Below are 9,394 nucleotides of genomic sequence, written 5' to 3'. Positions count from 1 at the left end.
ACTTCTTCAGCGCCGGTGGCGATTCGGTGCTGGCCACCACGGTGATCGCGCGGGTCCGCGAATGGCTCGATGTGGACCACGCGCTGGTGGGCGATCTGCTCATCGGCCGAACGGTCGCCGAAGTGGCGCGGCGGTTGCAGGCCAGGGAAGCCGAACGAGGCACGCCCGACCGGCTCGAATCGGTCGCGCAGCTGTATCTCGAGGTGTCGGCCATGACCGACGAGGAGATCCTCGCCCTGGACGAAGGAGTATGACCGATGCCCGCCGTGACCTACCCCGACCGGACGCGATTCACGCTGCGCGACGGCGTCACCTGCGTCACCACCGCGTCCGGTGCGGTGCTGCTGAACCCGCCCGACAACCGGAAGCTGACCGCGCTCAGCGCTGCCCAACTCCGGATGCTCGGACAGCTGAGCAAGGGGCCGATCACGGCCGACGATCCGGACGACGGTGTCGGCGAGCTGATCGATGAGCTGGCCGACGCCGGATGGCTCACGGTGACGCTGCGCCACGACGCGGGCGAGCTGTACACGATCCGGCCCTTCACCCGGCCGCCCGCGCGACCGCGGACGCCGCCACCGGCGTCGTGGGTGCTGTCGAAGTTCGCGGTGCTGCATCGTGATCGGGAAGGTTTCGTGCTCGAACACCCGATGTCCTGGTGCGATGTGCGCATCCACGACCCGCGCCTGCTCGCGGTACTCGACGGCCACGCCGCGACCGATATCGGTGTCCCGCAGGATGTCCTCACGTGCCTGGCCGAGCATCTGTACTGGGGTGGGTTCGTCGTCGAGGACGCCGACGCCGAAGACCGCGAGTTCAGCACCCGGAGCTGGAGTGCGCCGGACCTGTGGTTTCACCGCCGCAGCACGCTGGGCCCCCGCACCATCACCTGGGAGCACTTCGGGCCCACGAAGTGGGGTAAGCAGTCGTTCCCGCAGCCGGTCGCGCGGAAGCCGGACTATCCGGGCGTCCCCGTCCCGCTGGCGAAGCCGGATCTGGAGTCGCTGCGGATCGAGGACCCGAGCCTGACCGACGTGCTCGAGGATCGGGTGTCCTGCCGCGATTACGACGAGGCGGCGCCGATGACCGTCGATCAGCTGGGGGAGTTGCTGTACCGCACCGCCCGGACCCGGTCGGTCCGCCAGGTCGCCGAGGGTGAGGAGCTGCTGTCGCGGCCGTACCCGTCCGGTGGCAGTGTGTACGAGCTCGAGCTGTATCCCATCGTCCGCAATATCGCCGGGCTGAAACCCGGGATGTACCACTACGACTCGTTCGAGCACACGCTGCGTCCGGTGGCCGACGCGGAGTCGCCCGCGGTGCGCACACTGGTGCGGACGACGTCCGCGACGCTGACCGACGGCGCCGAACCGCAGCTGGTGCTGCTGCTGGCGGCCCGGTCCGGCCGGGTGATGTGGACCTACGAGCAGGTCGCCTACGCGAGCATCCTCAAGCACGTCGGGGTGCTCATGCAGACGATCTACCTGGCCGCCACCGCGATGGGCCTCGGCGCCTGCGCGCAGGGCTTCAGCGATACCGCCGCGTTCGTCGCCGCCGCCGGGGTGAACGAACTGGAGGAATGCTCGGTCGGCAGTGTCATCGTCGGCACACCGGCCCGCAAGCGCTGACACCGTTCGCAATCCACACCACGGTGTGTGGCGCCCGCGGGTTCGGTTCCCGCTCGCGATGACGAGAATCCCGGTCGGCCGGAGCACACGCTCCGGCCGACCGGGATCTGTCAGTTCTGTGCCGCCCAGGCCTCTTCCAGTGCGGCCAGTGCACCCGCGTCGAGGCCGGACACCGACATCGCCTCGTGCCGATGATCGTCGCCGTCGGCGGTGTCGGCGGGTGGGTTGGCGATCGCCTCGTCGACGGCTGCGGCCAGTTCGACGATGGTGAAGTACTCGAACACCATCTGCGGGGTGAGCGGCAGCCCGGCCTCACCCGCGCGGGTCGCCCACTGAATGGCGATCACACTGTCACCACCAAGGCCGAAGAACCCGTCCTCACGGCCGATCTCGTCGACGTCGTCGATCTCGAGCAGCTCCGCCAGCAGCGTGATGAGCGTGCGTTCGGTCTCGGTCAGCGGTTCATCGCTGCCGCCGGCGGGCCGCGCCACCGGGGCGGGTGTCATGTGCACGACCGACCGGGAGGTGTCCCACCCTGCGGGCGTCAGATCCAGCTCCGACAGCGGCTGGTCGGCACGTTCGGCGAACGCCGTGAGTACCTCGATCACCGTGTCGGCGAAGATCTCCCCGGTCGCGGCCAGATACAGATCCGGATTGACCACGACGCGCACGATCAGATCGCCGGTGACGTCCACGGTGTAGTCGAGATGGAAGTCCATGAACGACACGTCGTAGAACTTGGCGATGTCGCGCACCGTGGTCGCGCCGTCGGCGCTGAAGGGGGCGGGCGCCAGGTGATGGCGCATATGCATCATCACCTGGAACAGCGGGTTGCGGGCCAGTGAGCGTGGCGGATTCAACGTCTCGACCAGCCGCTCGAACGGCACCCCCTGCCGGCCGAGGGCTTCCAGCGAGTTGTCCCGGACCCGGCCGAGCAGCGTGCGCGGGGTCGGGTCACCGGACACGTCGTTGCGCAGCACGACCACATTGGCGAACAGGCCGATCAGCTGCTCGGTCGCCTCGTCGAGCCGGTTGGCGACCGCGGCGCCGATGGCCAGATCCTCGCCGGCGCCGAGCGCGTTGAGCGTTACCGCGCCCACCGCTTGGCACAGCATGAATTCGGTCGCGCCGACGGCCTCCGCGGTGGCGCGCGCCCGCTCCCAGACGGTGGCGGGCAGCGTCCGCGCGGTGCTGATGCCGTTGCGGCCGAGCACCTGCGGGCGGGGATGGTCGTGGCCGACGGCGATCTCATCGGGCAGCCCGGCCAGCGCCTCGCGCCAGTAGTCCAGCTGGGTCGCGCCGATCGCACTGACCTCGCGGTCGGGGCCGCGGTCGAACACTTCGCGCTGCCAGATGGCGAAATCGGCGAACTGGATGGGCAATTCGGGCCAGTCGGGCTCCTCGCCGCGCAGGTGCGCACGATAGGCGAGGGTGAGATCGTCGACGAAGATCTTGCAGGAACTGCGGTCGGCGATGATGTGGTGCATCAGGATCGACAGCACCGCGTCCTGCTCGTCGAGCACGAGCAGGCGCAGGCGCAGCATCGGCTCACCGGCCAGTTGGAAGACGTAGGCCGCGTCCGCTGCCAGCTCCTGCTCCAGCCGGTCGGTGTCGCCGTGGAGCTCCACCACGGGAACCTCGATGTGGCCGGCCGGGTGGATGAGCTGATACGGCGTGCCTTCGTGTTCGGGGAACGAGGTGCGCAGCGATTCGTGGCGGGCCACCACCGAATCCAGCGCCGCGAACAGCGCCGCGCGATCGAGCGGCCCCTCGAAGCGGATCGGATAGGTGACGTTCTCACCGTCGATCGCGCCCTCCATCCGCCGCTGCATCCAGTAGGCGCGCTGCGAGTAGGACAGCGGGATGTGGTCGGGCCGCCGGCGCGGGGTCGGGACCGGTCCGGGTCCGTCGGCGTCGACCGTGCCGATCGGCTCGCCCGGCGCGTCGAGTTCGTCCAGGTCGATGCCGAACTGGTCGAGGAACACCGCGACCAGGTGGGCGGCGAGTCCGGCCACCGTCGGCTTGTCGAACGGCACACGCATATCGATCTCGATGCCGAATTCGGCGCGGATCATGGTGATCAGCCGGGCCGCGAGCAGAGAATGGCCGCCGAGCTCGAAGAACGAGTCGTCCGCGCCGATCCGATCGCGAGAGAACAGCGCGGCGTAGAGCGCGGCGACGCGGATCTCCGTCGAGGTCCGCGGTTCCCGGTACACGCGGCCGACCGCGAGTTCCGGAGTGGGCAGCGCGCGCTTGTCCAGTTTGCCGTGCGCGGTTAACGGCACCGCGTCGATCAGGGTGATGGTGGCGGGCACCATGTGCTCGGGCAGCCGCGCGGCGACGAACCCGCGCACCGCTTCCACATCGGGTTCGGTGCCGGGCTCCGGCACTGCGTACCCGGCCAGGATGGGGCCGAGGGTCGGATGCTCGACGACGGTGACCACGCAGTGCGCCACGTCGGGATGATCGGTGACGGTCGCCTCCACCTCACCGAGCTCGATGCGGAAACCACGCACCTTGACCTGCTCGTCGGCGCGACCGAGGAATTCGATCTCGCCCTTGGCATTACGCCGCGCGAGGTCGCCGGTGCGGTAGAGGCGCTGCCCTGGCCGGAACGGATCGGCGATGAAACGTTCGGCGCTCAGTGCCGGCCGGTGCAGATAGCCGCGCGCCAGCTGGTTGCCGCCCAGGTAGATCTCGCCCGCCACACCGGTCGGCACCAATTGCAGGGCCTCGTCCAGCAGGTACAGGTACACGTTCTGATTCGGGATGCCGATGGGCACCACACCGACGCCCTGCGGTCCCTCGACGGGCAGATGGGTCGAGGACACCACCGCCTCGGTGGGCCCGTAGTGGTTGCGCAGTTGTGCGTCGAACTGGGTGGCGAAGCGGTCGGCGATCTCCCCGGCCAGCGCCTCACCGCCCACCGGCACATGCCGCAGCGAACGCCAATCGTTGGCCTCCGGCAGCACCAGGAAGGTCGCGAGCATGGACGGCACCATGTGCAGCACGGTGACACCGTGGCGCGTCACCAGATCCGCGACGTAGGCGATATCGCGGTAGGCGTTCGGCTTCGGCACCACGACACAGGCGCCCGCGGTGAGGGTGACGTAGATGTCGAGCAGGGAGGCGTCGAAGCTGACCGACGTGGATTGCAGGACCCGGTCCTGCGGGGTCAGGTCCCATTCATCGGTGAAGCCGAGCAGGTGTTCGGCGATGGCGTCGTGCGGGACCGGCACGCCCTTGGGCTTTCCGGTCGAGCCGGAGGTGTAGATGACATAGGCCGTATTGGCGGGTCGCAGCGGCGCGATGCGGTCGGCGTCGGCCGGGTCGGTATCGGGCAGGGCCGCCGCTTCGGCCTCGGCGCTCGCGTATCCCTCGGCGTCCCATTCGATCGCCGGTCCGGCGTCGGTGAGCAGGTATTCGATCCGTTCGGCCGGATAGGCCGGGTCGATCGGCAGGTAACCCGCACCCGCCTTGAGCACCGCGAGGGTGGCCACGATGAACTCGACCGAGGTGGCCATCCGCAACGCGACGAGGTCTTCGGGACCCAGACCGCGCCGGATGAGCCAGTGCGCCAAGCGGTTGGCGCGACGGTTGAGATCGGCGTAGCTGAGCCGTTCTGTGTCGGAGATCAAGGCGTCGGCCTCGGGCGCGGCGGCGACCCGGTCCTGGAACAGCGCCACCATGGTGGTGGCGGGTACGTCCACCAGTGCGCCCTGGGAGGCGGCGAGTATCGCGCTGCGGCCCGCGCCGAGGATGTCGAGATCGCGGAGCCTGCGCTTCGGGTCGGCCAGGGCGTTGGCGAGCAGTTGCACGTAGTGGTCGAGGAATTGGGCGACCACCGCCGGGTCCAGCGCGTCGACCAGATACGTGGCCTCCACTCGGGTGCCGGTCGCACCGGCGACGACCATGAGGCCGAGTTCCTCCTGAGCGACGCCGGGATGCAGCGGCAGCTCCTGCGCCGTGACCCCGTCCAGGTCGAAGCCGTTGGCGTCGCCGCGCATGCTGAAGCTGAGCTGCACCAGCTGCGCCATGGCGTCGCGCCCGGCGGTGCGCTCCGGGCCGACCTCGCGCACGACGCGATCCACACCCACACCTTGGTGGGCGAAGGCACCGGTACAGGTATCGCGCACCCCGTCGAGCAGGGTCGCGAAATCGGTCGAGCCATCCAGGTCGGCGCGCACCAGCACGGCGTTGCCGAAGTAGCCGATGAGCTGCTGCGCGCCCGCGCGGCGATCGACGACGGGCACCGAGACGAGGAAATCGGTGGCCGCGGTATAGCGGTGGATCAGGGCCTGAAAACCGGCGAGCAGCACGGTGAACGGCGTGGTCGAATGCGCTCGGGCCAGCTCGGCGACGCCTTCGGCCAGCTCCTGCGGAAGGGCACGAGTCAGCGTTTCGGCGTTCTTCGACGGCGAGCCCGCCGCCGCCCTGGTCGGCAAGGCCACCCGCTCGGGCAGCGGTGTGAGGGCATCGCGCCAGTAGGCCAGATCGGCGTCGTCGGTCGTGTCGGCGCCGACCTCGACATCGACGTACTGCGCGCGCGGCGCGGTGAGCTGCTCACCCCGGTAGGCGGCGTTGACCTCGGCGAAGAACACCGGCCAGGAGTCGTCGTCCCAGCCGATGTGGTGCACGACCAGGATGAGCACATGCTCGTCCGGGCCGGTGCGCGCGAGGGTGGCGCGCACCGGCAGGTCGACGCTCAGATCGAACGGCCGGGCGAATTCGCGCCGGGCCAGCACCTCGACTCGCCGGGCCCGCCCGGCTTCGGGGAGGGCACTGAGATCGTGTTCCTTCCATGGCAATTCGGCGTCGGTGCTCGACACCTGGAAGGGCTCGCCGTCGGCGTCCACACCGTAGGTGGTGCGCAGGATCTCGTGCCGCGCCAGCACGCAGGCGCATGCGGCATGCAGGCGGGCGGTGTCCAGGGGACCGGTGAGCCGGTAGGCGACACACACGTTGAGGGTGGTGTCGGCGGGGTCGAGCCGCTGGAGGAACCACATGCGGCGCTGCGCGTCCGAGAGCGGGCTCGGGGTACCCGGCGTGCGCGCAGGCACCGGCTCCGGCGCGGCCGCCTTCAGGTTCTGCTCCCGCAATCGGCGCTGGAGCAACTGCTTACGGCGCTCGATGATGTCGTCTGCCATGGCTGTCCTTCGAGTCGAGGTGAACGGCTTGGTTGTCGGCCTCAGACGGCCTCGGCAGTCGCCCCGCCGACACCTACCGGCGCGAGCGCGCCGGCCAGTGCCGCGATGGCGGCCTCCCATATGTGTGCGAGCCGCTCCACCTCTGGTCGGGTGAGCAGGCGATCGCTCCACCGCAGCATCGTGACCAGCCGCGGTCCGGCCTCGGTCGGCTGCACGCCCGCGATCACGTCCAGCGCGTGTCGCAGCGGGAAATCCGGTTCCGGCGCGGTGGGTAGCGCGGTGATCAGATCCAGGTCCGCGACAGGAGCCCAGGCCGGGCCCGCGCCGGCGAGATCCAGTCGGCCGATGTAGTCGAACAGGATCTGCGGTTGCGGTATCGCCGTGAGGCCGGAGTCGGCGGTCAGGTAGCGCAGGGCACCGTAGTCGGCGCCGTTGGCCGGGACCTGCTCCAGGGTGGTGGCGACGGATTCGAGTAGTGCTCGGGCCGCAGCCGGGTCCCGGTGGGCCGTAGCGGTATCCAGATCGGATCCCGCGCCGACCCGAAGCGGGTAGATGCTGGTGAACCAGCCGACGGTCCGCGTGGTGTCGATATCGTCGCCGAGCAGCGCGTCCTCTCGGCCGTGCCCCTCGATGGCCAGATAGGCGCCCGCGGCCGGGTCCTGCCCGCGTTCGGCACGCCAGGTGCTCAGGGTCAGGGTGAGCGCCGTCAGCAGGAACGCGCGCACGTCGGTGTCGCGCGCGGAGAGCGCGGCGGCCGTCGTGGCGGCGTCGGTGAGCACCGGGTGCACACGGTAGGAGCCCCAGGTGTCGCGCGACGGGTCCGGCAGCCGCGACCCCAGCACCGGATCGGTGCCCTCGGCTTGGCGCAACCAGAATTCGCGCTGCGCCTTCGCCTCGGCGCTGCTCGCGCGCGCACGCGTGCGGGCGGCCCAGGCACGGTAGCTGGTGTATTCGGCTGGTGTGGTGAGGTCCGCGATCGGGGTTCCCGTGCTCAGCTGTTCCCAGGCGACCGCCAGATCGGCGCACACGATGTGCCAGGAGACCGGGTCCATCGCGAGGTGATGAATATGCAGCAGCAGCAGGTCCGGTGCGTTCGGCCTGGTCAATCGGACCGCGCGGACGAGATCGCCGGTGAGCGGATCGATCTGGTCGGCGACCGTGCCCGCCTGCTCGGCCACGGTCGCCGCGAGCACCGACCCGGCGGGCACGGTGGTGAGGATGTCGGACGCGCGGACGACACCTGGTTCGCGGGTTCGGACGTCGTAGCCGTCCCCGGTCTCCAGGAAGCGGGCGCGCAACATGTCGTGGCCGTCGAGCAGGGCCTGTAGCACCGCGAGCAGTCGCGGGTGGTCGACGTCGGCGGGAAGCTCGAGCAGCGTGGTCAACGCCAGCCTGCGGTATCCGCCGTGCTCGTGCATCCACGACAGGATCGGGGTGGGGCCGACCGGACCGTATCCGGCAGTCGCGACGGTGTGCTCGGCGCCCGCGCCCGTGTCGATGGCGGCGGCCAGCGCGCGGATCGTGCCGGAGGCGAGCACCAGTCGTGGCGTCGCGCTGAAACCCTTGCGCCGCAACGCGTTCACCAGCGACATCGCGACGATGCTGTCGAGACCGAGGTCGACGAGATCGTCATCGATACCGGGTTCGGCGCCACCGGTGAGTTCGGCGACGGTCGCGCACAGCGCGCGCTCGGTGTCGGTGGTCGGCGCGACCGCGGCCGTCGCACTGTCCAGCGCGTCGGTGGCCAGTTCGGTCAGTCGTCGCGCGTCGAGCTTGCCGTTGCCGGTCACCGGCAGCTGGTCGACGACGAGCACCCGGTGCGGGACCATGTAGGACGGCAGTGTCTGCGCCAACAGGACACGCAGCGTGGCGGATTCACCGTCGGCACCGACCGCGAACCCGACCAGCACGGGCCCGTTCGGCCGGCGCAGCACGATCACCGCCGCCTCCCGGACACCGGGCAGCGCGTGCAGCGCGGTCTCGATCTCGCCGATCTCGATCCGGTACCCGCGGATCTTCACCTGGTCGTCGGCGCGGCCGAGGTAGACCAGATCGTCCGAGGGCAGCCGCCGCACCAGATCACCGGTGCGGTACATGCGCGCACCGGCCCGGTACGGGTCGGCGACGAAGCGGTCGGCGGTGATGCCGGGCCGGCCCGCGTAGCCGCGGGTCAGCTGGGCTCCGGACAGATACAGCTCACCGCTGACGCCGTCGGGCACCTGACGCAGCCGCGAATCCAGCACGTAGCCGGCGGTTCCCCTCGTCGGCGAACCGATCGACGGGGTCGCGTCCGGGTCGTCCACCGCGGCCACCACCGCCTCGACCGTGGTCTCGGTCGGGCCGTAGCAGTTGTGCACCGCGGTATCCGGCAGCGCGCACAGCTGGCGCCACAAGTGCGGTCCGATGGCCTCACCGCCCAGTGCGAGCACCGACGGGCCTGTTCCGTTCGCGCCGAGTCCGGCCGCGGCCAGTTGCGCGAACATCGACGGCGTCGTGTCGATCATGTCGATGCCGTGCTCGGCGATGCCCGCGACCAGGCGGCGGGCATCGGGCATGTCGGCGGCGTCGAACAGGTGGACCGCGTGACCGTCGAGCAGGCCGATCATCGGCTGCCAGGACGCG

Annotated in this window: 4 protein-coding genes; 2 read left to right on the top strand and 2 right to left on the bottom strand. The window is 70.2% G+C overall.

The window, feature by feature from the left end:
• Positions 1–254: phosphopantetheine-binding protein (locus RJ05_RS31270; RefSeq protein ID WP_036533117.1), on the top strand; the 254-nt coding region annotated here is incomplete at its 5' end.
• Between the two features lie 3 nt (positions 255–257).
• Entirely contained in the window at positions 258–1,625 is a 1,368-nt protein-coding gene (locus tag RJ05_RS03675) for a SagB family peptide dehydrogenase (protein WP_051016203.1), read from the top strand.
• Between the two features lie 110 nt (positions 1,626–1,735).
• Here RJ05_RS03675 and RJ05_RS03670 read toward each other — a convergent pair whose 3' ends face one another.
• Together RJ05_RS03670 and RJ05_RS03665 are read right to left on the bottom strand one after the other, a co-directional pair.
• Positions 1,736–6,772 (bottom strand): non-ribosomal peptide synthetase, encoded by a 5,037-nt coding sequence (locus tag RJ05_RS03670; protein ID WP_036533115.1) that lies wholly within the window; start codon positions 6,770–6,772, stop codon positions 1,736–1,738.
• Positions 6,773–6,813: 41 nt separating this feature from the next.
• Positions 6,814–9,394 (bottom strand): condensation domain-containing protein (locus RJ05_RS03665; protein WP_156090794.1); only part of this gene is annotated, 2,581 nt, incomplete at its 5' end.

Origin of the sequence: Nocardia cyriacigeorgica NBRC 100375, assembly GCF_000308555.1 — a bacterium.
Lineage (GTDB): Bacteria > Actinomycetota > Actinomycetes > Mycobacteriales > Mycobacteriaceae > Nocardia > Nocardia cyriacigeorgica.
This window is presented reverse-complemented; position numbering and strand designations above follow the sequence as displayed.